Annotated in this window: 16 protein-coding genes and 2 pseudogenes; 12 read left to right on the forward strand and 6 right to left on the reverse strand. The window is 73.5% G+C overall.

Translation table 11 applies throughout. The features are described 5' to 3' along the window. Positions 1-87: 87 nt before the first annotated feature. From rbfA to AXF14_RS08925, 7 genes and pseudogenes are all read left to right on the forward strand, one after another. A pseudogene (gene rbfA / locus AXF14_RS08895) lies at positions 88-546 on the forward strand (30S ribosome-binding factor RbfA); the annotation flags it as partial. Between the two features lie 188 nt (positions 547-734). After that, positions 735-1793, forward strand: a complete 1059-nt coding sequence (truB, locus tag AXF14_RS08900; RefSeq protein ID WP_067942617.1) for a tRNA pseudouridine(55) synthase TruB — start codon at positions 735-737, stop codon at positions 1791-1793. Positions 1794-1893: 100 nt separating this feature from the next. Continuing rightward, complete coding sequence (locus AXF14_RS08905; RefSeq protein ID WP_084355478.1) at positions 1894-2343, forward strand: hypothetical protein; 450 nt, start codon at positions 1894-1896, stop codon at positions 2341-2343. Positions 2344-2371: 28 nt separating this feature from the next. Continuing rightward, a complete protein-coding gene (locus AXF14_RS08910) occupies positions 2372-3412 on the forward strand; it encodes a bifunctional riboflavin kinase/FAD synthetase (protein ID WP_067942619.1) in 1041 nt (346 codons plus the stop codon). Positions 3413-3593: 181 nt separating this feature from the next. Further along, positions 3594-3863, forward strand: coding sequence for a 30S ribosomal protein S15 (gene rpsO / locus AXF14_RS08915; protein WP_067942621.1), 270 nt, complete (start codon positions 3594-3596; stop codon positions 3861-3863). 514 nt (positions 3864-4377) lie between these two features. After that, positions 4378-6756 carry a polyribonucleotide nucleotidyltransferase gene (locus tag AXF14_RS08920; RefSeq protein WP_067942623.1) on the forward strand — a complete coding sequence of 793 codons (2379 nt, stop codon included), beginning with the start codon at positions 4378-4380 and terminating at the stop codon, positions 6754-6756. Positions 6757-6928: 172 nt separating this feature from the next. Next, a complete protein-coding gene (locus AXF14_RS08925) occupies positions 6929-8332 on the forward strand; it encodes a M16 family metallopeptidase (RefSeq protein ID WP_067942626.1) in 1404 nt (467 codons plus the stop codon). Between the two features lie 36 nt (positions 8333-8368). Here the strand turns inward: AXF14_RS08925 and AXF14_RS08930 are convergent, their stop codons facing one another. Further along, a complete protein-coding gene (locus tag AXF14_RS08930) occupies positions 8369-8665 on the reverse strand; it encodes a hypothetical protein (protein WP_067942628.1) in 297 nt (98 codons plus the stop codon). Positions 8666-10157: 1492 nt separating this feature from the next. Here AXF14_RS08930 and AXF14_RS14500 point away from each other — a divergent pair. Both AXF14_RS14500 and dapB read left to right on the forward strand, forming a co-directional pair. Continuing rightward, positions 10158-10634, forward strand: a pseudogene (locus AXF14_RS14500) (YbhB/YbcL family Raf kinase inhibitor-like protein). A 173-nt stretch (positions 10635-10807) separates the two neighbouring features. Then, positions 10808-11560: a 4-hydroxy-tetrahydrodipicolinate reductase gene (gene dapB / locus AXF14_RS08940; protein ID WP_067942630.1), complete on the forward strand. Its 753-nt coding sequence runs from the start codon at positions 10808-10810 to the stop codon at positions 11558-11560. Positions 11561-11711: 151 nt separating this feature from the next. Here the strand turns inward: dapB and AXF14_RS08945 are convergent, their stop codons facing one another. Continuing rightward, positions 11712-12473 (reverse strand): GNAT family N-acetyltransferase, encoded by a 762-nt coding sequence (locus AXF14_RS08945; RefSeq protein ID WP_084355479.1) that lies wholly within the window; start codon positions 12471-12473, stop codon positions 11712-11714. A gap of 181 nt (positions 12474-12654) precedes the next feature. Here AXF14_RS08945 and dapA point away from each other — a divergent pair, with 181 nt between their 5' ends. Continuing rightward, a complete protein-coding gene (gene dapA / locus AXF14_RS08950; protein ID WP_067942632.1) occupies positions 12655-13551 on the forward strand; it encodes a 4-hydroxy-tetrahydrodipicolinate synthase in 897 nt (298 codons plus the stop codon). Positions 13552-13689: 138 nt separating this feature from the next. Here the strand turns inward: dapA and AXF14_RS08955 are convergent, their stop codons facing one another. From AXF14_RS08955 to AXF14_RS08965, 3 genes are all read right to left on the reverse strand, one after another. Beyond that, on the reverse strand, positions 13690-15456 hold the full coding sequence (locus tag AXF14_RS08955; RefSeq protein WP_067942634.1) for an AMP-binding protein: 1767 nt from the start codon (positions 15454-15456) through the stop codon (positions 13690-13692). Between the two features lie 153 nt (positions 15457-15609). Next, positions 15610-17580: an AMP-binding protein gene (locus tag AXF14_RS08960; protein ID WP_084355480.1), complete on the reverse strand. Its 1971-nt coding sequence runs from the start codon at positions 17578-17580 to the stop codon at positions 15610-15612. A gap of 115 nt (positions 17581-17695) precedes the next feature. After that, complete coding sequence (locus AXF14_RS08965; RefSeq protein WP_067942636.1) at positions 17696-20320, reverse strand: HelD family protein; 2625 nt, start codon at positions 20318-20320, stop codon at positions 17696-17698. A 278-nt stretch (positions 20321-20598) separates the two neighbouring features. Here AXF14_RS08965 and AXF14_RS08970 point away from each other — a divergent pair, with 278 nt between their 5' ends. Beyond that, positions 20599-21549 carry a PAC2 family protein gene (locus AXF14_RS08970; RefSeq protein WP_067942638.1) on the forward strand — a complete coding sequence of 317 codons (951 nt, stop codon included), beginning with the start codon at positions 20599-20601 and terminating at the stop codon, positions 21547-21549. Next, the gene (locus AXF14_RS08975) at positions 21546-22850 is read left to right on the forward strand and encodes an MFS transporter (protein WP_067942640.1); all 1305 of its coding nucleotides are present in this window, start codon (positions 21546-21548) and stop codon (positions 22848-22850) included. Before AXF14_RS08970 ends, AXF14_RS08975 begins: the two co-directional genes overlap by 4 nt. Positions 22851-22933: 83 nt before the next feature. Here AXF14_RS08975 and AXF14_RS08980 read toward each other — a convergent pair whose 3' ends face one another. Then, entirely contained in the window at positions 22934-23701 is a 768-nt protein-coding gene (locus AXF14_RS08980; protein ID WP_067944268.1) for a spermidine synthase, read from the reverse strand. Between the last annotated feature and the right edge of the window lie 11 nt (positions 23702-23712).

Genomic DNA, 23712 nt, shown 5'->3' on the forward strand with positions numbered 1-23712 from the left:
GATCCTATCGACGCCGCCGCCTCCCTAAGATGGTCCGGCCGCGCCCCGAGACGCGGCAGCCGACGCCCCGAACCCGAGGAGAAACCCATGGCTGACGCCGCTCGCGCCCGCAAGGTCGCCGACCGCATCCACCAGACCGTCGCCCGCCTCCTCCAGGGCAGGATCAAGGACCCGCGCCTCGGCTTCGTCACCGTCACCGACGTCAAGGTCACCGGCGACCTCCAGCACGCCACGATCTTCTACACGGTGTACGGCACGGACCGCGAGCGGCGCGAGTCCGCCGCCGCGCTGCGCTCGGCCACCGGCCTCATCCGCTCCGAGGTCGGCAAGGCCCTCGGCATCCGCCTCACCCCCTCCCTCGAGTTCCAGCTCGACGCCCTGCCCACCCAGGCCAAGACCTTCGAGGACGCCCTCGCCCAGGCCCGCGCCAAGGACGAGGAGATCGCCCGCGCCTCCGAGGGCGCCCAGTACGCCGCCAGCGAGGACCCCTATCGCCACGACGACGAGGACGAGTGGGACGAGGACGACGAGAGCGCCGGCGGCGAGCGCGTGCTGGTGCGTGACGACGCCGAGGACGGCGACACGGCCGAGGACGTCGTCCGCGCCGAGCTGCTCGCCGAGGACGACGTCGTCGGTGACGACGACGAGCGGCTCGCCGAGGGCGTCGAGGACGAGCCGGAGACGGATGACGCCCCAGGCGACGCCGGGGACGTCGACCCCGAGGACTCCGTCCGGTGAGCCGCCCCGAGGTGCCCCGCGGCGCCGTCACCGCCGCCGACGGACTCCTCGTCCTCGACAAGCCGACCGGCCTCACCAGCCACGACCTCGTCGCGCTCACCCGGCGCATGGCGGTCACGCGTAAGGTCGGCCACGCCGGCACCCTCGACCCGATGGCCACCGGCGTCCTCATCCTGGGGATCGGCCGCGCCACCCGCTTCCTCACCTACCTCGTCGGTGCCGACAAGACCTACGAGGCGACCGTCCGCCTCGGCCAGGAGACGCTGACCGAGGACGCCGAGGGCGAGGTGACGGCCGGCGCCGGCTGCGCCGCCCCCGGTGCGCCCGGCTCCCCGCTCGACGGCCTCGACGCCGCCCTCGCCGCCCTCACCGGCGACATCGAGCAGGTCCCGAGCGCCGTCTCCGCCATCAAGGCCGACGGCGTGCGCTCCTACGCGCGCGTCCGCGGGGGCGAGGACGTCGAGCTCCCCGCCCGCCCCGTCACCATCCACGCCCTCACCCCGCTCGACGAGCCGCGCCCCGCCGTCGCCGCCGACGGGACCGCCGTGGTCGACCTGAACCTGCGCGTGACGTGCTCGTCCGGCACCTACGTCCGCGCCCTCGCCCGCGACCTGGGGCGGGCCCTCGGCTGCGGCGGTCACCTCACGGCCCTGCGTCGCACCGCCGTCGGCCCCTTCACCCTCGACGACGCCCGCGCTCTCGAGACCGTCACCGCAGAGGTCGCCGACGGCGCCACCGCGGCGGAGCGCGGCGAGGACCCCGCCGGGCTCGCCACGACACCCCTGGAGGAGGTCGCGCGCCGCTGCTTCGACGCCGTCGCCCTCACCGAGGCGGAGGCGCGCGCCGTCGGCCACGGCCAGCCGCTGCCCGCCGAGCTCCTCGACCGCGCCGAGCGCCTCGACGCCCCCGTCATCCCCAAGCACCTCCGCGGTGCCGACGGCGCCCAGGAGGCGCGCGAGGTCGTCGCGGGGTTCGCCCCCGACGGCGGCCTCGTGGCACTGTTGACCCGCAAGGGCTCTCGAACGAGGCCCCTCCTCGTCCTCGCGCCCGCCTGAACCCGGGCCGGTCCCCGGACCGGACCTCGAGCCCGGCGCCGCACCGACGACCGCCGGCCACAGCCACGACACCCACGCAGCACGACCCCAGGAGACGACGATGAGCGAGCAGACCGACCAGACGCAGCAGACGGAGACCGCCGGCGGCTGCGGGTGCGGCTGCGGCGGTCACGGCGACCAGGGCGCACCGGCCGCCGACGAGCGCGCCGCCGCCCCCGTCGTCGCCCAGCCGCTCGGGGCCGGCTACACCGCACCCGAGCCCGTCACCGCCTCCTCCATGGAGGCCGCCGACCCCACCGGCATCGCCGCGAACGTCATGAGCGTCCTCGCCGACGGCACCGTCCAGGTCGCCGTCCCCGCCGACGGCGACGCCGCCGCGGCCGACGCCTCCGCGGGCGTGGTCCCCGGGCACAAGGCCGGCAACATCCTCGGCCTGCGCGACGTCTCCGCCGCGGGCAACGGCGGCGGCTGCGGCGGGCACGGTCACCACCACCACGACCACGTCCACGGCGAGCAGGCCTCCGGCGGCTGCGCCTGCGGCGCCCACTGACCGGCCGACGGGGACGGGGCGAGCAGGCGTGCAGGTCTGGTACGGGCCCGAGCAGGTGCCACCGACCCTCACGGGAGCGGACGGCACCGGGAGCGTCGTCACCATCGGAGTCTTCGACGGCGTCCACCGCGGCCACCAGGCGATCCTCGGACGGGTCGTCGCACGCGCCCACGAGGTCGACCCCGAGGGCGAGCGCCCGCTCGCCGTGGCCATCACCTTCGACCCGCACCCCGCGCGCGTCCACCGCCCCGATTCCGGGCTCGAGCTCGTCGCCTCCCTCGCCGACCGCCTCGAGGGCCTCGCCGCCGCCGGCCTCGACGCCGTCCTCGTCGTCCACTACACACTCGACTTCGCCGACCAGTCGCCCGAGGACTTCATCCGCACCTGGATCGAGGGGCTCCTCGGCGCCCGCGCCGTCGTCGTCGGCGACGACGTCCGCTTCGGCCGCGGCAACGGGGGCGACGCCGCCACGCTCACCCGCATCGGCGCGCAGGACGGCGTCGACGTCGAGATCGTCTCCGACGTCGTCTCGCCCGAGGGACGCCGCTGGTCCTCGACCTGGGTGCGCGAGCTCCTCGAGGGCGGCGACGTCGCCGGCGCCGCCCGCGTCCTCGGTCACCCGCACCGCCTGCGCGGCACCGTCGTCCACGGGCTGCGCCGTGGCCGCGAGCTCGGCTTCCCGACCGCCAACCTCGACGCCGCGAGCGTCGGAGTCGTGCCTCCCGACGGCGTCTACGCGGGCTGGCTCGTGCGCGAGCCCGGAGCCGGCGAGTCCCGAGGGGCGGGGGAGGAGCGGCTGCCCGCGGCCATCTCCATCGGCACCAACCCGACCTTCGACGACGTCCCGGAGCGGACCGTCGAGGCCTACGTCCTCGGTCGCGCCGACCTCGACCTGTACGGGCAGGTCGTCGCCATCGAGCTCGTCGAGCGGCTGCGCCCGATGCTCGCCTTCGACGGCCTCGAGCCGCTGCTGACCCAGATGGACCAGGACGTGCGCGACGCCGCCCGTGCCCTCGAGGTGCCCGAGCCCGAGCGGCTGCGCGTCCGCCCTGAGGACGTCACCGCCTGAGCCGGGAGCGGACCAGGCGCCGGGTCGTCCTGAGACCGAGCCCACGGCGCTCGGCGCCGTTCCGGCGGTCGGGGCGCGTCCGGACGCTGGTAGGGTTGGCGGGCCGTCGATCGGCCGCGGACGTGTCATGCCCGGGAGAACAAGCCCCGGCGCTCCGCGCAACGAGAAAGAGGAGCAAACCGTGTCGGTTTCCCCCGAGCGCAAGAAGCAGATCATCGCCGAGTACGCCACCCACGAGGGTGACACGGGCTCCCCCGAGGTCCAGGTCGCCGTTCTGTCCGAGCGCATCTCCAACCTCACCGAGCACTTCAAGACCCACACGCACGACCACCACTCGCGCCGCGGTCTCTACCTCCTCATCGGCAAGCGCCGTCGCCTCCTCGACTACCTCATGAAGGAGGACATCGAGCGCTACCGCGCCCTCATCGCCAGGCTCGGCATCCGCCGCTGAGCCCGCGCGAGCGCAGCTCGAGCCCGTCGCCCCGGCCCCGCCTCCCCTGGGAGAGCGGGGTCGGGGCGCGTTCGCGCCCCGGAGCGGCGCCTGCTCGGGGAGTGAGGGCGGGGAGGCCGTGAGTCGGCCGTGGGGCGGGGCGCCGAGGCGGCGAGCGGGGCCGGGCCGCGCGCCCGCGCCGCGTCCCATCTCACGGGGGAGAACGTCCCGGCTCCCGCGAGATCGCGCGCCCCCACGGTAGGATCGCAGGGTCCGCGTCGCGCGTGGGCGCCGGGGTCGCCCCGGGCCGACGGCGCGACCGCAGGGGCAGGGCGCGTCGCCCGCCTCTTGCGCCGCGGACCCGGCGACGGGGAACGACCCCGGCCGCCGGACGGCAGGGCACGTCGGTTTTCGGTGGTGGCCTCCGGAACGGTGCGCGGGCGAGTCGCCCGCACGGGCTGGGCCCGAGCCGCTCCGTGGGCCTCGATCGAAGGCCACGGTCCTGCCCCGATCGACAGAAAGAGACACATCACCGATGTTCCTTGATGACCCTGAGGTCACCGCCGCCGAGGCCGTGATCGACAACGGCTCCTTCGGCAAGCGCGTCGTCCGCTTCGAGACCGGCCGCCTCGCCAAGCAGGCCGCCGGCTCCGCCATGGCCTACCTCGACGGCGAGACCGCCATCCTGTCCGCCACCACCGTGGGCAAGCACCCCAAGGACCAGTTCGACTTCTTCCCGCTCACCGTGGACGTGGAGGAGCGCCAGTACGCCGCCGGCCGCATCCCCGGCTCCTTCTTCCGCCGCGAGGGCCGCGCCGGCACCTCCGCCATCCTGGCCTGCCGCCTCATCGACCGCCCGCTGCGCCCGTCCTTCGTCAAGGGCCTGCGCAACGAGGTCCAGGTCGTCGAGACCGTCCTCGCCATCCACCCCGACGACGCCTACGACGTCCTCGCCATCAACGCGGCCTCGATGTCCACCCAGATCGCCGGCCTGCCCTTCGCCGGCCCGGTCGCCGGCACCCGCCTCGCCCTCATCGACGGGCAGTGGGTCGCCTTCCCGCGCTGGAGCGAGCTCGAGCGCGCCACCTTCAACATGGTCGTCGCGGGCCGCGTCCTCGAGGACGGCGACGTCGCGATCATGATGGTCGAGGCAGGCGCCACCGAGAACGCCTGGGACCTCATCCAGGCGGGCGCGACAGCCCCCACCGAGACGGTCGTGGCCAGCGCCCTCGAGGCCGCCAAGCCGCACATCAAGGCCCTCTGCGAGGCCCAGATGGAGGTCGCCAAGCACGCCTCCAAGCCCACCGCCGAGTTCCCGCTCTACCTCGACTACACCGACGAGCAGTACGACGCCGTCGAGAAGGCCGCTGAGCAGTTCGACCTCGCCGGCGCCATCGCCACCGAGGGCAAGCAGGCCCGCGACATCGCCACGGACGCCGTCCGCGACCAGGTTATCGGTTCCCTCGCCGAGCGCTTCGGAGGTGAGGACGACATCAAGGCCCTCAAGGCGGCCTTCAAGTCCGTCACCAAGAAGCTCGTCCGTCACCGCACCCTCACCGAGGGCATCCGCATGGACGGCCGCGGCCTCAAGGACATCCGTACCCTGGCCGCCGAGGTCGAGGTCCTGCCCCGCGTCCACGGGTCCGCCATCTTCGAGCGCGGCGAGACCCAGATCCTGGGCGTCACCACGCTCAACATGCTGCGCATGGAGCAGCAGATCGACGACCTCTCGCCGATCACGCGCAAGCGCTACATGCACCAGTACGTCTTCCCACCCTTCTCCACCGGCGAGACGGGCCGCGTCGGCGCCCCGAAGCGCCGCGAGGTCGGCCACGGCGCCCTCGCCGAGCGCGCCCTCGTCCCGGTCCTGCCGAGCAAGGACGACTTCCCCTACGCCATCCGTCAGGTCTCCGAGGCCCTCGGCTCCAACGGCTCCACCTCGATGGGCTCGGTCTGCGCCTCCACGCTGTCCATGCTCAACGCGGGCGTGCCGCTCAAGGCCCCCGTGGCGGGCATCGCCATGGGCCTCATGCACGAGGAGATCGACGGCGAGACCAAGTGGGCCACGCTCACCGACATCCTCGGCTCCGAGGACGCCTTCGGCGACATGGACTTCAAGGTCGCCGGTACCCGCGACTTCATCACCGCCCTGCAGCTTGACACCAAGCTCGACGGCCTGCCCAGCGAGATCCTCGCCGGCGCCCTCGGCCAGGCGCGCGACGCCCGCTTCAAGCTGCTCGACCTCATCGACGCCGCCATCGACGGTCCCGACGAGATGGCACCGACGGCTCCTCGCGTCCTCACCGTCCACATCCCGGTGGACAAGATCGGCGAGGTCATCGGCCCCAAGGGCAAGATGATCAACCAGATCCAGGAGGACACCGGCGCGGACCTCACGGTCGAGGACGACGGCACCGTCTACATCGGCGCCTCCGACGGCCCCTCCGCCGAGGCCGCCCGCGACGCCGTCAACGCGATCGCCAACCCGCAGATGCCGGAGATCGGCGAGCGCTTCGTCGGCACAGTCGTCAAGACGACCACCTTCGGCGCCTTCGTCTCCCTCACCCCCGGCAAGGACGGCCTCCTGCACATCTCGCAGATCCGTCGCCTCGTGGGCGGCAAGCGCGTGGAGAACGTCGAGGACGTCCTGGGCGTGGGTGACAAGGTCAACGTCGAGCTGGCCGAGATCGACCAGCGCGGCAAGCTCAGCCTGCACGCCGTCCTCAACGAGGAGCAGCAGGCCGCTGAGGACGAGGCCAGGGCCCACCGCTCCGAGCGCGGCGACGACGAGGGTGAGCGCCGTGAGCGTCGCCCGCGCCGCCGCTCCGGCGAGGGCGAGGACGGGGAGCGCCGTGAGCGCCGCCCGCGCCGTCGCCGCACCCGTACCAACGAGGACTCCTCGGACGCCGAGTGAGGCAGCGCTGACGCAGCCGACCGGGCGCCCTGCGCGCCCGTGAGCAACGGCGGGAGCCGGGGCCACCCCCAGGGGCGGTCCCGGCTCCCGCCGTTCCCGGTCCTCTACGCCGTCGGCGAGGCGTGAGGAGGCCGACGGCGGGCAGCGGGCGCCCGGCCGCTAGGCTCACCAGGTGACCAGCAGCCGCACGACAGACCTCCCCAGCACCTTCGCCGACGAGGGGCGCAGCACCGGCGACTTCGAGGCCTCCTACGACGAGGTCGCGCTCGTCCGCGGGCGCGCCGGCGACCCCGCCACCGAGCTCACCCTCACCGACGACGGCGCCACCCTGCGCCGCTCCGTCCTGCCCGGGGGCGTCCGCGTCATCACAGAGTCCGTCCCCGGCCTTCGCTCCACGGCGCTCGGCACCTGGTTCGGCGTCGGCTCCCGCGACGAGGTCCCCGGCCAGGAGGGCTCGACCCACTTCCTCGAGCACCTCATGTTCAAGGGCACCGCCACCCGCGACGCCCGCGGCATCGCCGAGGCCTTCGACATGATCGGCGGCGAGTCCAACGCCGCCACCTCCAAGGAGCACACCTCCTACTACGCCCGCGTCCAGCGCCGTGACTCCATGGAGGCCCTCGACGTCATCACCGACATGGTGACGTCCTCGCTCCTCACCCCCGCCGAGGTCGAGACCGAGCGCGGCGTCATCGTCTCCGAGCTCGCCGACGCCGCCGACGACCTCCTGGACGTCGCCCAGGACGCCTTCAACCGCGCCGCCTTCGGGGAGGACACGCCGCTCGGTCGGCCCATCGGAGGCACTCCCGAGGCCGTTCGCTCCGTGCCGCGCGACGCCGTCTGGGACCACTACCAGCGCAGCTACGCCTCCGACTCCCTCGTCGTCGCCGTCGCCGGCGCCGTCGACCACGACGAGGTCTGCGACCGGGTCCTCTCCGACCTCGCCGCCGCCGGGTGGGACGCGAGCGCCGACGCCGTGCCGCGACCCCGCCGCTTCGAGACCGTCGGCCTGGACACGCCTCCCGTCCACGACGTCACCGTCGTCCGCGACGCCGAGCAGTCCCACGTCCAACTCGCCTGCCGCGGGATCCCCGTGCGCGACGAGCGACGCTGGGCCATGAGCGTCCTCACCACCATCCTCGGCGGCGGCATGTCCTCCCGCCTCTTCCAGGAGGTCCGCGAGAAGCGGGGCCTGGCCTACACGACCTATGCCTTCGACTCCTCCTACGCCGGCGCCGGCGCCTTCGGCCTCTACGCCGGCTGCGCCCCGGAGGACGTCGAAGAGGTCTGCGCCGTCATGGTCGGCGAGTTCGAGCGCCTCGCCGAGGGCGGCGTGAGCGAGCGCGAGCTCGCCCGGGCCCGCGGCCAGATCCGCGGCGCGATGGTCCTCGGCGGCGAGGACTCCCTCGCTCGCATGGGGCGCCTCGGCCGAGGCGAGGTCGTCACCGGCCGCCTGCGCTCCATGGGGGAGAACCTTCGCCGCCTGGACGCGGTCACCGCCGACGACGTGCGCGCCCTGGCAGCCCAGCTCGCCGCCCAGGAGCGCTGCCGTGTGGTCGTCGGCCCGGGTGCCTGAGGTGAGGGACGGCGAGTACGCGGTGACCGCCCACGGTCAACCTTGTGCCTGCCTTGTTCGAATCCGCTGAGGCTGGAGCACGGCAAGGACGAAGAAGAGGATCGCGCCGATGACCCATGCTGCGACCATGCCCGTGGGATGAGTGAGGGCGACCGCGATCATGACTCCCAGTGCCACGGCGGCAATCGCCTTCAGGGCTGGCAGGCCGGTGGCGACTGCGAGTGCCGTGCTTGTGGCGGAGATTGCGACGGCGATTGTCACCGCTCGTTGCGGGGTATCCCAGTTCAGGTGGACGAGAACCCCGCTCAGGACGGCGATGGCGGCGACCGACAACGACGATACTATGTTTTTTTTCGCCCTTTTTTTGTCGTGTTGCAACGTGGTTCGACGAAGTTTGTTATGCACAAGACTCCCTCCATCCACAATATGCTTTGGTACAGCATTTGTTAACGGTGAGGGCTGCCGGGCACCATACGGCCGCGCAGGCGAGACAGAGCTGCCAAGGTGACCGTGGGTTGCACGTGAGACCGCATGGCCCGCACGCATTGAATACGCAAGTCTTGTTGTAACTTGAGCAGACGCAGGTGTAGCAGGCTCCTTTTTTGCTGCACGTGGACTGGACGCATCCCGATGCTGCCGTTGTTCCGGCTAAGTAAAGCGTTTGTGATGACGCGCTCTGGATGGATGACGTGGTCTGAATTGATGGTGTGCCTTGGGTGAGTGTCAAGGTGCGGTCAGTGCCGGTGCTCGTGGCGAGGAGGTTGAACGTCTCGTTGGCCTTGTTGGGTTGCTCGAATATCATGATGTTGGTCTGAATGTTCGCATCAACCTTTGTGCGGTATACGGCAATCATTACCGTTGACAGATCGACCGCAAGGGCCTGAGTTGTTCCGCCGCCTGTCAGGTCATGGTTCACGAGATGGACGGAATCGTATTCATCTGAACCTGCCAGAATAGAGTTCAGTTCCGTCTCAGTGTCATCTCTGGAAGCATAAACGTGTATCAGTGCGTCATCGCGAGAGAAGGCGCTGTCTAGAAGTTTCCGCAACTCTCCGTCGTGGGCGAGAAGCGGCCTGAGTGCCGCGAGCGCTATGTTCGGTGGCTGTTTGTTAGAATCCTTGATGCTGTGACCGGCCATGACGTCTGATGTAACTCCCGCTGCGGAAGCTGTCGACGTTGTCCCTCCTAGCAGGGCTGCACCTCCGATGATGCCGAAGGCTAGTCGCATGAACGGGCGGCGCATGATCCTGACCTCAGAGAGGCGGGGGGACGATTCGATTCGTAGCTGCCCGAGGTGTGTTGCGAGCCGGGCTGTCATGGTGATACCGACTCTGCGGACAAGTGTCCATCCGAGAGCTAGACCGGTCCACCCCTGCACACATCCTTGTTCAGTGACTTCGACGAGGGTTGGGGTCCAAGGGGCGTCCGGGCCGAGCGCGTCGCGTCGCCAACGAGCCATCGCGGGGTCGTTTAGTGCGATGATGTCGAAGTCTTTCCCCCCTTCTTCCTTCACATCTTGCCGCACCTGGCGCGCCAGGGTTCGGCATGTGCTGCATGACGAGTCGTAGCCGAGGTACAACATTGGAGCTTCCTTGAGTGTGGAACAAGGTGAGAGAAGGATATGCTGGTGATGGTGTGATGGTCGACACCCCGATGAGACTCAGGGCGGATGCTCGGAGGCACGATTTTCGGGGCGCGCGGCGATGATGTCGTTGCTGCTGGTCGACGCGCGTGTTGCTAGGGACTGCCGCTAGGGCGTGGCTATGAACATACGCATTGCAGTGACATGCGTCACCGGGTGCATGGAGGCCGCCGGGGACAGACCATGAACTCGCCTCAGGCCACGCAGTTGACGCTCAGCTCCGACTGCATTGACGACGGCAGCCGCTGCGGAACGCGATACACCGGACGGGGTGAGGACGTCTCGCCGGAGCTGCGGCTGCACGGGCTGGATGCCTGCGCCGAAACCTTGGCCGTCACGCTGGAGGACCTGACCCATCCGCTGTTTGGAACCATGGCGCACTGGGTGGCGTGGAACATCCCCGCGGGAGAACTGATTCCCGAGGCCATCCCGCCGGGTCGAGTCAGTCCCGGCACCGAGATAGTCCAGGGGATCGCCTAGGGCCTGCACCGGTACCGCGGACCGAAGCCTCCACGCGGCACCACCCACACTTACCGCTTCACCGTACATGTACTGGACGACCTCCTCTGGCTCTCAGGCAGGAACCGCCTGGCCGGACTGAAGCGGGCCGTCGCCGGGCACGTCCTCCAGCAGGCCGAGCTGGTCGGCACCTTCGAGTGACCAACGCCTGCTCTCAACCGCGCGCTGTTCTGATGTCCAGATCCGGGACAAACGAGCTTGAGGCACTTACAGGTGGCCTCCAGATCGTTGGAGTCACGCGGTTTCACGACTTGCCGTCAGCGGCGTCTGCGGCGTTTGTCCCGAATTTGGACAACTCTCATTAGGATGCCTGCATGAGTACTGCCGTTGCCGTTGTCGGCGCCGCTGGGCGCATGGGATCCACCGTCTGCCAGGCCGTCGAGGACGCCGAGGGCCTCGAGCTCGTCGCGCGTCTCGACACCGGTGACGAGATCACCTCGGAGACCTTGAACGGCGCCGAGGTCGCGGTCGACTTCACCGTCCCCGACGTCACCGAGGCCAACGTCCACGCCCTCGTCGACGCCGGCGTCGACGTCGTCGTCGGCACCACCGGCTGGAGCGAGGAGTCCTACGGGCGCGTGCGCGAGCACCTCGCTCGCCCCGAGGCCGCCGGTCGGAGCGTCCTCATCGCCCCGAACTTCGCCCTCTCCGCGGTCCTCGTCATGTCTTTCGCGGCGAAGGCGGCCCGCTACTTCGAGTCCGCCGAGGTCATCGAGCTCCACCACCCGAACAAGGTCGACGCCCCCTCGGGCACCGCCGTCGCCACGGCCCAGGGCATCGCCGCCGCCCGCGCCGAGGCCGGCCTCGGCCCGGTCCCGGACGCGACGCGGTCCGACCCCGACGGCGCCCGTGGCGCCGTCGTCAACGGCATCCACGTCCACGCCGTGCGTCTGCGGGGGCTCACCGCCCACGAGGAGGTCGTGCTCGGCAACGAGGGCGAGCAGCTCACCATCCGCACGGACTCCTTCGACCGCGCCAGCTTCATCCCGGGCGTCGTCCTCGCGGTGCGCGAGGTCTCCGGCCGGGGAGGCCTCACGATCGGCCTCGACAAGCTCCTCGACCTCTGAGGCGCGCCGGCTCCTGCACTGAGTTCGGTCAGTCCGCGCGCTGAGTTCGGTCGGCGGTCGTCCGCGGACGGCACTCGTGCGTCGCTCGGGCATGACCGAACCGAGCTCGCGGCGCCGTACGACCGAGCTCCCGGTAGGTGGGCCCGGGCGGTCAGAGGGCCGCGGCCCAGCAGTCCTCGGTGACGCCCTCGCCCACGGGGAGCTCGCGGTACGACTCGGTGCGCTCCAGGCCGCAGGCCGTGAGCAGCCCGGCGACCGACCCGTCGCCGCGCACCGCCCACTGCAGGAGGACCCGTGCCCCGTCCTGCTTGGCGTAGTCCGTCGCCGCGGCCAGCAGCCGGGAGCCGTGCCCCTCGCGCTGGTGCTCAGGGAGGACGCCGAGCGCGGTGATCTCCGCGGCAGGCTCCGGCTCGCGCACGGAGGCGGGCGCGTCAGCCGCCTCCTTCTCGTCGACGGCGCCCTGCGTGGGCGCGAGGGCGACGATGCCGACGACCTCGTCCCCGAGCGTCGCGACGAGGACGTGGTGACGGCTGCTGGGCGGCTCGACGACGGCGCCCTCCCAGCCGGCGGCGAGGACGGGCGCGGAGATCATCGCGGTCACGCCGGCCGGCAGCGGGGCGCCGCCGTGCGCGGCGGCGTGGGCCGCGCCGAGGGAGGCGCGCATCGCGGAGGCGTGAACCGTCCCGATCGCCTCGAGGTCCCCAGACGTCGCCTCGCGGACGAAGCCACCGGCCTCGACCGGGTGCGAGTGCCCGCCCTGGGACTCGAGCCCGCCTCGAGCGGCGGCGGCCAGGCCGGAGGAGAAGTCCGAGTCGAAGACGCTCGGGGCCTCGGGGTCGTGGTGGCCGGCGTGCGGACCGGCGGGGCCGTGGGCGTGCTCGGGGGAGGAGCCGGTGCTCTCGGGAGTCGTCATGGCCGCGAGCCTATCGTCCGGCGCCGGGGCACCGGACGGAGGCCGCGCAGCTGGTGCGAGTGCGTCGTCCGCGCGCGTCCAGGGCGTCGACGCCGTCGTCGGCCGCGGCCTCGTCCCGGGGCCAACGTCCAGCCAGCGGCGACCGCGGGCGCTCCGGCGGCGCCGTCGCTACCCTGTCGTCATGAGCTCACTCCCGGGCAGGTCCTTCGGAAGCGTCGGCGTCGCCATGGTCACGCCCTTCACCCCGGAGGGCGAGATCGACGTCGAGGCCGCCCAGTCCCTCGCCGTCACCCTCGTCGAGGACGGCGCGGACATGATCCTGCTCGCCGGCACCACCGGCGAGGCCCCGACCACGCACCTGCCCGAGAAGCAGACCCTGCTGCGCGAGGTCAAGGACGCCCTCGCCGGGCGCGCCATGCTCGTGGCGGGCGCCGGCTCCAACGACACCGCCCACGCCGTGCGCGTCGGCGTCGGCTCCGAGGCCGCGGGCGCCGAGGGCCTCCTCATCAACGCCCCGTACTACAACCGCCCCAGCCAGGAGGGCGTCTACCGGCACATCATGGCCGTCGTCGAGGCCACCGACCTGCCGGTCATCATCTACGACATCCCCGGCCGCACCGGCGTGCGCATCACCGACGAGACCCTCGCCCGCCTCGCCGAGCACGAGCGCGTCCTCGCGGTCAAGGACGCCACCGGCGACGTCGAGCAGGGCTTCCAGCGCATGGAGGCCACCGGGCTCGAGTACTACTCCGGCGACGACGGCCTCAACTTCGCCTGGCTCGCCCACGGCGCCTCCGGCGTCATCAGCGTCGTCGCCCACGCGGACGCCCACTCCTGGCGCGAGATGGTCCAGGAGGTCGACGAGGGCGACCTCGCCGGCGCCCGCGCCGTCGCGCAGCGCATGCGCCCCCTGACCCGCGCCATCATGGGCGGTGGCCAGGGCGCCGTCATGGCGAAGGAGGCGCTCCTGCTCCAGGGGCGCATCCCCTCGGCCGAGCTGCGGCTCCCGCTCGTGCGCGCGAACGAGGCCGAGGTCGGCGAGCTGCGCCGCGTCCTCAACGCCGCCGGCCTCCTCTGAGCACGAGGGAACGACGCGCCGTCGCGGCCCCCTCGCCCAGGTCGGAGCCAGAGGCGGACGTCCTCGGCAGGGGAAGACTCCGTCGGCGCCACAGTTCGCCGAGTGCGTCGTCCTCCGCGGGGGACCGGCGCCCCTCGCTCAGTCGCGAGCGGTGACGAGGTCGCGGACCTCGCGGCGCGGCGCCTTCCCGATGACGGAGCGCGGCAGCGCGTCGATGACCTCGAGGCGCCGCGGCAGCGCGTAGTGGGGGAGCGTCCGCTCCGCGAAGGCCCGCACGGACTCCAGGGTCACGGAGCCCTGCGTCGCCCCCGGCTCGAGAACCACGGCGGCGACGACGGTCTCCCCGTTCGCGCCCCCGTCCACGCCGACGACGGCGACGTCCGCGACGCCCTCGTGCCCGCGGATCGCGTCCTCCACCTGCGAGGGGTAGACGTTGAAGCCGCCGGTGAGGATGAGCTCGCGCTTGCGGTCCGCCATCCAGAGGAAGGAGTCCTCGCGGCGCACGACGTCCCCGGTGCGCAGCCAGCCGCCCGGCAGCATCGAGGCGGCGGTGGCCTCCTCGTCCCCCCAGTAGCCGACGAAGACCTGCGGGCCGCGCACGAGCAGCTCGCCGGGCTCGCCGTCAGGCACCTCGACCTCGGGGTCCGGTTGCTCGGCGTCCGGGTCGATGATGCGCACGTCGGTCGAGGGGAAGGGCAGGCCGAGGGCGCCGAGGCGCCGGTCGGTGCTCATGGGCGTGCCGGCGACGATGGGGCTCGTCTCGGTCATGCCGTAGCCCTCGATGAACAGGCCGCCGGTCGCCGCCTCCCAGCGGGCCCCGACCTCGGGCGGCATGGGGGAGGCGCCGCAGACGACGTAGCGCAGGGAGGACAGGTTCGTTCCCTGCTTCTCCGCGGCGGCGAGGATCCGCTCGAACATGACGGGCACGCCCACGAAGAAGGTGAGCGGGCGCCGCGCCTGGGCCCGCAGGACCTCGGGCACGTCGAACTTCGGCATCATGACCTGGCTCGCGGCCTTCTGGACGGCGCAGAACAGGTTGAAGGTGAGGCCGAAGGCGTGGAAGAAGGGCAGGAGGCACAGGAAGGACTCCCCGCCCTCGTGGAGCATCGGCACCCAGGCGATGGCCTGGTTCGCGTTCGCCCGCAGGTTGCGGTGGGTGAGCATCGCGGCCTTGGGCGTCCCGGTCGTGCCGCCGGTGTGGAGGAGGACGGCGACGTCGTCGCCGGCGGGGTAGGGCCAGGAGCCGGGGATCCGCTCGGCGCGGGCGACCGCGCGGTCCCAGGAGCGCACGCCGGCGGGCAGGGACTCGGCGCGCATGGAGGAGCGCGTGGCCCGGGCCCGCTTCACGGGCAGGCGCAGGGCGGCGCGGAGCCTGGCGGGCAGCGCCGCAGACATGTCGACGGAGAAGACGGTGCGGCCGGCGAGAGGGTCGACGGCGTCGGCCTCGGGACCGGTGCCGCCCGCGGCGCGAGAGCGCGGGTCGAGGACGAGCTCGACGCCCTTCTCCCAGGCGACGACGACGTCGGCGCCGTGGTTCTCGAGCTGGGCGCGGATCTCCTCCGCGGGGGCGAGGGGGTTGTGCTCGGCGACGATCGCGCCGATGCGCAGCGCCCCGTACATGAGGGCGACGTGCTGGGGGCAGTTCGGCAGGAGGACGGCGACGCGGTCCCCGCGGTGCACGCCGGCGTCGCGCAGCACCTGGGCGGCGCGCTCGGAGGCGGCGAGGAGCTCGGCGTAGGTCGTCGTCGCGCCGAGGAAGTCGATGGCGACGCGCTCGGGGTAGAAGGCGGCGGCGGTCTCGAGGAGCTCGGAGAGCGGGCCCTCGGGGACCTCGATCGTCGCCGGGATGCCGGGCTGGTAGTGCGGGCGCTGGTACTGGGCGGCGTCGTCGCGGGTGGTGGTCACCGGGTGGGCTCCTCGTAGGCGCGGTGGGGCGGCTGGGTGTGTGGTCGTGGCGGTGCGCCGCGGGGTGGCACGGCGTGCGCCGTCGGCCGGTCGGCGCACGGTCGGGACACGCGCCACGCCGACGGCGACGGGCCGTGGCGCGGGGCCGGGCGGTCAGCCCTCGGTGCCGGATGCGGCGTCGTCGGGCTCGGTGCCCGGGGCGGCGTCGTCGGTCGCCGGGGCGGCCTCGCTGGAGCCCGTGGCCCCCTGGCCGGCGATCTCGCCCGCCCGGCCGAGGCGGCCGACGAGGGCCGTCGCGGCGCTCTGGGAGGCCGAGGCGGCGGCGCTCGCGGCACCGGAGGCGGCCTCGCGCGCCGAGAGGAGCTCGTCGCGCACGACGCGGCGCAGCACCTTCCCGATCTGCGAGCGCGGCATCTCGGAGAGGATCTCGACCTGTCGGGGCAGGGAGTAGTGGGACAGGGTCTTCTCGGCCCACTCCCGCACCTGCTCGAGGGTGACGGTCTGGCCCTCCTTGGGGACGATCGCGGCGACGACCCGCTCGTCGCCGGCGTCGCCCTCGCCGCCGGGCAGCCCGACGACGGCGACCTCCTCGACCTGCGGCATGGAGCGCACGGCCGCCTCGACCTCGGTCGGGTAGATGTTGAAGCCGCCCGAGATGATGAGCTCCTTGCGGCGGTCGGCGATGACGTAGAAGCCGTCCTCGGCCTGGCGCACGAGGTCCCCGGTGCGCAGCCACCCGCCGGGCAGCATGACGGCATCGGTCTCGGCCTCGTTCTCCCAGTAGCCGGCGAAGACCTGCGGGCCGCGGACGATGAGCTCGCCGACCTCCCCGCGGGCGACCTCGGCGGCCGGGTCGGAGGACTCCGGGTCGACGAGGCGCACGTCCGTGGACGGGAAGGGCACGCCGAGGGCGCCGGGGCGGCGCTCACGGGAGATCGGGTTGCCGAGGATGATCGGGGCGGTCTCGGTCATGCCGTAGCCCTCGATGATGACGCCGCGGGTCTCCTGCTCCCAGGCCTCGGCGACGGACGTGGGGTTGGCGGCGGCGCCGCACACGGCGATCTTGCAGCTCGACAGGTCCGCGCCGGTCTCGCGGGCGCGCCTGACGATGCGGTCGAACATGACGGGGACGCCGGGGAAGAAGGTCGCCGGGCGGCGCTTCCAGGCCTGGAGGACGAGGTCCCCGCCGAACTTGGGCAGGACCACCTGGGTCGCCGCGATTCCGACGGCGCACAGGAGCGACAGGCTCAGCCCGAAGGCGTGGAAGAAGGGCAGGACGGCGTAGAAGGTCTCCTCGCCGACCTCGCAGGTCTGGGAGGCCCAAGCCAGGCTCATCTCCGCGTCGGCGCGCAGGTTGCGGTGGGTGAGCATGACGGCCTTCGGGGTGCCCGTGGTGCCGCCGGTGTAGAGGAGGACGGCGACGTCGTCGACGCCGGGCAGCGGGAGGTCGGGGTCGACCTCGGGGGTGGCGGCGACCAGGTCGTCCCAGGAGCGCACGCCGGCGGGGACCGGGGCGCGCAGCTCGCGGCGCTGCGTGCGTGCGGCGGCCACGGGCAGGCGCAGCGCGAGGCGGCTGCGCACGGGCAGGCCTCGGGAGAGGTCGACGGACAGGACCCGCAGCCCGTCGAGCCCCGCCTCGCTCATGGACCCGGAGGCGGAGACGAGGCGGTCCAGCGTCTTCTCCCAGGCGATGACGACGCGGCCGTGGTGGATGGCGATCTGCTCGCGGATCTGCGCGGCGGGGGCCAGCGGGTTGTGCTCGGCGACGACGGCGCCGATCCGCCAGGCCGCGTAGGCGAGGACGACGTGCTGGGGACAGTTCGGCAGGATGAGGCCGACGACGTCGCCGGGCTTGACGCCGAGGCGGCGCAGGGCCTCGGCGGCCTTGTCGACGCGGTGCTCGAGCATCCGGTAGGTCGTCGTGGCACCCATGAAGTCGAGGGCGACGCGCTCGGGGATGCGGCGGGCGGAGTCGGCGAGCATCATCGACAGGGGCTCGGTCACCGGCGCGATGACGGCGGGGACGCCCGGTGAGTAGTGGGGGCGCAAGTAGTGCTCGGAGGCGTTCTCGTCCGCGGACGCGGGGGTGTCCTGCGCGGGGCGGGGTGCGCTGGAATCGGTCACGGGTTCCTCATTTCCGACGGCGTCGGTGCGGCCGCGGCGCGGGGCGACGCCGACGCGGCTGGCTACCGACGCAACCGTAACCTACGGTTCCGTAACCTCGCATCGGCGGACGCTGTCAGGAGCCTGTGGCGTCCCGCTCAGACGCCCGGGAACCCGTGCGGGGACGGGCTCGGAGCCCGGCCGGCAGCGGCTCCCGGGAGAGCACCCGCAGACGGCGCGTCGGACGCGTCATCGCCACGTACAGGTCGCCCGGGCTCACCGCCCCGATCCGCGCCGGGTCGAGGAGCACGACGACGTCGAACTCGAGGCCCTTGGACAGGACGGGCCCCATGACGGCGACGCGCGAGCGCAGGACGTCCCCGCCCGGCGCCTCCATCGCGGCGGCCAGCGACGCGTCCTCGCCGAGGAGCCGTGCCGCCTTCGGCGCGTCGGGCGTGATGACGGCGATGCGGCCGCCTCCGGCGCCGACCTCGGCGTCCAGGGCGGAGACCTCCTCGCGGACGGCCGCGCGCAGGGCCTGCGCCCAGGCGCCGTCGTCGGGGGCCGGCGCGTCGTCCCGGGTGACGACGAGGCAGTCAGGCAGGTCCCGCACCGAGCGCACCGGGTAGACCGGCGGCGCGCCGAGACCCGTGACGACCCGGTCCGCCGTCTCCATGATCGTGGCCGGCGTGCGGTAGCAGACCGTGAGGACCTCCTCGCGCAGCGGCGTCGAGGCCGCGCGACGGCTCCGCGGGCTCCGGCCGCCCGCCCGGCCGCCCGGCCGCCCTCCCCGCGCAGGACGCCGGTCCGGGCGGCCCCGCGACGCGGCGTCGTCGGAGTCGTCGGAGGGCGCCGTCCCGAGCTCGGCGAGGACCTCGCCCCACGAGCCAGGAGCCGTCGGCCCCGAGTACTGGGCGAGGTCGCCCACCACCGTGAAGGAGCGCACGGGGCAGCGCCGCGCGAGCGCCCGCCAGGCCATGTCGCCCAGCTCCTGCGCCTCGTCGACGACGACGTGCCCGTAGGTCCACGTCCGGTCCGCCCGCGCCCGCTCCGCGAGCGTGAGGGAGGGGCCCGAGTCCGCGACGCGGTCCGCGAGCATCTCCGCGTTGACCATGCCGCCGCCGAGGTCCTGCGACTCGATGGCCTGGGCCGCGTAGGCGACGAGCTCCTCCCGTCGGCGCGCCTCCAGGCGGGAGCGGCGGGCCTCGGCGTCCTCGCTCGGGCCGAGCAGCTCGGCGAGCTCGTCGATGAGCGGCACGTCCGCCGCCGTCAGCTCAGCCCCCGGACGGCGCTCGAGGAGGGCCCGGTCCGCCGCGGTCAGCTCGGGGGCGAGGCGCTCGAGCAGCGTCGGGCGCGCCCAGAGGCGCTCGAGGAGACCGACGGGCGTCGTCGGCATCCAGCACAGGTTGATCTCGCGGCGGGCGTCGCGCGCGGTGCGCACGTCCTCGCGGATCCAGGCGCGCGTGTCCGCGTCCGAGGCGTCCTGGTTCGTGGCCGCCGCGAACTGGTCCGTGAGCCGCTCCAGCAGCCACAGCACGAAGGTCTCGCGCGCCAGGTTGTGAGGCTTGCCGGAGCGCCGGGCGCGCGCCATCGCCTCGCGCACGTCCTCCGGTCGCAGCTCGAGGCGCGTGCCCTGGACGACGACCTCGCGAGGCCCGTCCGGGACGCGCTGGAGGCCCCGCACCGCGCGGCGCAGGACCTCCGCCCACACGCCGCGCCCCTTGACCTCGGCGACGGTGGCCGGCTCCGAGCCGCGGGCGCGCACGCCCGGCACGAGGTCCGCGATGGTCGTCGCCACGACGCCGGTCTCACCGAGCGAGGGCAGGACCTGCTCGACGTAGCGCAGGAAGGTGCGCGAGGGGCCCACGAGGAGGACGCCGGAGCGCTCGAGGCGGGCCCGCTCGGAGTAGAAGAGGTAGGCGACCCGGTGCAGGGCGACGGCCGTCTTGCCCGTGCCCGGACCGCCCTGGACGACGAGGACGCCCTTGCCGTCGGAGGTGACGATCCGGTCCTGCTCGGCCTGGATCGTCGCGACGATGTCGCCCATGCGGCCGTCGCGCGCGGCGCTCATCGCGGCGATGAGCGCCCCCTCGCCCTGGAGCTCCTCGGCGGAGACCCCGCCGGACCGGGCCGCGCCCGCCGCGCCGTCGGAGGCGACCGACGGGCCGGTGACGGCCGAGGCGTCGATGAGCTCGTCCTCGAGGCCGACGACGGTGCGCCGGCGCGTGTCGATGTGGCGGCGCCGCACGAGGCCGAGCGGGCGCGAGGCCGTCGCCTGGTAGAAGGCGCGTGCCAGCGGGGCGCGCCAGTCGAGGACGACCTCGCGGTGCTGGTCGTCCTGCAGGCCGATGCGGCCGACGTAGTGGCGCCGCCCGCCGTCGGTGACGGGGGAGGGGGCCGGGCGCTCGGCCCCGGGACGCGCACGGTCGGAGGCCTCGGCGACGGCGTCCTCGGCCATGTCCATGCGCCCGAAGACGAGGCGGTCCTCGACGCCCTCGAGCGTCGTGACCTGGTTCGTGTAGTGGACCGCGTAGGCGTCGCGCTCACCACGGGACTGGTGCGTCCCCGTGACGCCCTTGGCCTCCGTGGCGGCCAGCGACCGGCGCGCGGCGGCCAGCTGGCGGTCGAGCTCGCCGTAGGCCGTGTCTACGACCCGCTGCTCGGCGGCGACCTCGCGCTCGCGGACGCTCCCGGCGTCCGGTGCGCCCGCGGCCGCTGCGGCGTCGTCGGGTCGGGACGGTGACTGGCTGGCTGCGCTCACGAGGCCTCACTGGGTCGGGTCCTGGCTGCCCGGCCGGCGGACGGCGCGCCTGGTGTCGCCGTCCGGCCCGATCGGGTCGGTCCATTATTCTCCTGCCCGGGCCCCCGCGCCGACGCCCAGGGCGAACGCCGCCCCGCCGTGACCGGATCGCCGCCGGTGAACGGGGTCGGGAACAGGCGGGTCGCCGCCCGCGTTGGACCGAGCGCGTCCCGTCCCCGACGGGCGCCTGGGGCCGACGGACCGAACGGTCCCTGACACGGAAGGAGGGCCACGCACCGATGACGCCGATGTACACCGTGGAGCACGCCGCGGACGAGCCGGTCTCCCCGCGCGTCCTCATCCACCACCTCGACGGGGCCATGGACGCCGGGCACGCCGGCGCGCTCGCCGTCGAGCAGCTCCTCATGACCCTGCCCCACGAGCGCCTCGCCACCTTCGACGCCGACTCCCTCGTCGACTACCGGGCGCGGCGCCCCACGATGACCTTCTCGACCCACACGTACACGGACGTCGAGATGCCCGAGATCGCCCTCGACCTCCTCCAGGACGACGACGGCGCGGACCTCCTCCTCCTGCACGGCTCCGAGCCCGACTACCGCTGGCACGAGTTCGCCGGCGCCGTCACCCACCTCGCCCTCACCATGGGCGTCACCCAGGCCATCGGCCTGGCCGGGATGCCGATGGCGGTGCCGCACACGCGCCCCACCTACGTCCACCACCACGGCTCGCGCCCCGAGCTCCTGCCCGAGCAGCCCGACTTCTACGGCACCGTCGAGTTCCCCGGCGCCCTCGAGGGCCTCCTCGAGCTGCGCCTGGGCGAGGTCGGCCTCGACTCGCGCGGCCTGACCGCCTCCATCCCGCACTACGTCGCGCGCGACGACTACCCGGCCGGCGCCTCCGCGCTCCTCACCGCCGTCGCCGAGGTCACCGGCCTCGCCCTCCCGCTCGGCGACCTCGAGGCCGCCGCCGCGATCAGCCGTGCCGAGATCGACGCCCAGAGCGCCGACCAGCCCGAGGTCGCCGCGGTCGTCGCCGCCCTCGAGGCCCAGTTCGACGCCTTCGCCCCGCCGCGGGTGGACACCGACCACCTCGCCGAGATGCTCGAGGTCCCCTCCGCCGACGAGATCGGCGCCCGCCTCGAGGCCTTCCTCGAGGCCAACGACCGGCCGGCGGACGCCGACGGCGGCCCGCAGGAGCCCCACCCGCAGGACGGCGACCAGAACCGATGAGCGCGGACGCTGCGGCGGGGCAGTCCCTCACGCTCGACCCCGACCGACGGCCGGGCGGTCGGGCCTGGACCGTCTTCACCATCTCGGTCCTCGTCTACGTCATCGCCGTCGCCGGCCGCACGAGCTTCTCCGTCGCCGTGCCCCTGGCCGGGGACCGCTTCGGCGGGGGATCCGCCGTCCTGGCGCTCTTCGTCGTCCTCCAGCTCGGCGTCTACGCCCTCGCCCAGGTCCCCGTGGGGCTCCTCCTGGACCGCTTCGGCTCGCGCCGAGTCCTCGCGTGCGGCGCCCTCGTCGTCGCCGCCGGGCAGGCGGGCCTCGCCCTGGCCCACTCCCTGCCCACCGCCATCGTCGCCCGCGTCCTCGTCGGCGTCGGGGACGCGACCGCCTTCATCGGCGCCATTCGCCTCATCCCGGCCTGGTTCGCCCTCGGGCGCGTCCCGATCATCACCCAGCTCGTCTCCATCCTCGGCCAGCTGGGGCAGATCGTCTCCGCCTTCCCCTTCCTCTCCCTCCTCCACCGGGGCGGCTGGTCGACGGCCTTCAACGTCATGGGCGGCGTCGGCGTCGGGGCGGCCGTGCTGGGCCTGGCCCTCATCCGCGACAGCGCCGCCCCCGACGGGGGAGGCCACCGTCGTCGCCCGGTCGGCGGGGGCCGGGAGAGCGTCTGGACGACGATGACCGCCGTCGCCCGGCAGCCCGGGACCTGGCTCGGCTTCTTCAGCCACTGGATCGGCATGTTCCCCATGGCGGTCTTCACCCTCATGTGGGGCCTGTCCTGGATGACGGAGGGCATGGGCCTGGCCACCTCGACCGCCTCCTGGGCCATCACCGTCTCCACCGGCGCCGGCGTCCTCGGAGGCCTCCTCGCGGGCACCCTCTCGGTGCGCCTGCCCGGCCACCGCTCGACGATCGTCCTCACCACCGGGCTCGTCTCCCTCGCCGCCTGGACCGTGGCGCTCCTCAGCCCGAGCCACCTCCTGTCCGCCATGGTCGTCGCCTGCGTGTGCGGCGTCACCGGCCCCTTCTCCGGCATCGGCTTCGACTCCGCGCGCTCCTTCAACGAGCCCGGCCGCTGGGGCACCTGCACCGGCATGGTCAACGTCGGCGGCTTCACAGCGACGATCCTCGCCGTCGAGCTCGTCGGCCTCGTCCTCGACGCCACCGGTGGCCGTACCGACGCCGACTTCCGCGTCGCCTTCGCCGCCACCGCCCTCGTCTGGGTCATCGGGATGGGCGGGGTCGCCGTCTCCCGGGCCCTCACGCGCCGTCGGATGCGTGACGGCGCCGTCGCCTCCTTCTGAGGGGGTGGCCCCGTCGGCGGGTGCCGTGGCGGTGCCGGCCGGGAGGCCCCGGGCCCCGGGGGCCGGCGACGCCGGGCCGCTGCTCAGCGCGGGAGCGCCGGGGCGTCCGGACGCCAGGTCCGCACCGGCAGCGGCAGGCGCCGCACCGCCCGCTCGATCTCCTCGAGCTCCTCGGCCGCGAAGGACTCGGGCCGGGCCGCGACGACGAGGTTCCCGTGCCGGCGCCCGCGTGCCACCGCCGCGTCCGCGATGACGACGGCGCCCCCGAAGACACGCCGCACCGCCGCGAGCTCCGCGCCCGCGTCCTCCCTCGGTGCCGAGGCCGTGTTGGCGAGGTAGACCCCGCCCGGAGCCAGCGCCTCCCGGCACGCACGGAGAAACTCCTCCGAGCGGCACGAGACGGGGACCGCCCCGGCGGCGAAGACGTCGCGCACGACGACGTCCCACTCGCCCGGCCGCAGCGTCGGCGCGACCTGCGCCGCGTCGCCCACCCGGATCCGGAGCCTGGGGGAGCGGGGCAGGTCGAACCACTCGCGCACCCGCTGGGCGAGGACCGCGTCGATCTCGACGGCGAGCTGCGTCGACCCCGGACGCGTCGTCTCCCATGCGCGGGCGAGCGCGCAGCCGGCTCCGCCCAGGTGGACGGCCCGCACGGGCCCGGCCCCGGGGCGCAGGACGCCGAGGACGGCGTCCATCTGCTGCTGGTACTCGAAGTCCAGGTGCGCCGGGTCTCGCAGGTCGATCCAGGAGGACTCGGTGCCGTCCAGGAGCAGGAGGATCCCGGTCTCCCGCACCTCGAGCTCGGCCGTCGCGAAGGTCGTGGAAACGGGGCCGACGGGCAGCGCGCTCAGGGACGGCGCGT

Origin of the sequence: Actinomyces radicidentis (assembly GCF_001553565.1) — a bacterium.
GTDB classification, from domain to species: Bacteria; Actinomycetota; Actinomycetes; order Actinomycetales; family Actinomycetaceae; genus Actinomyces; species Actinomyces radicidentis.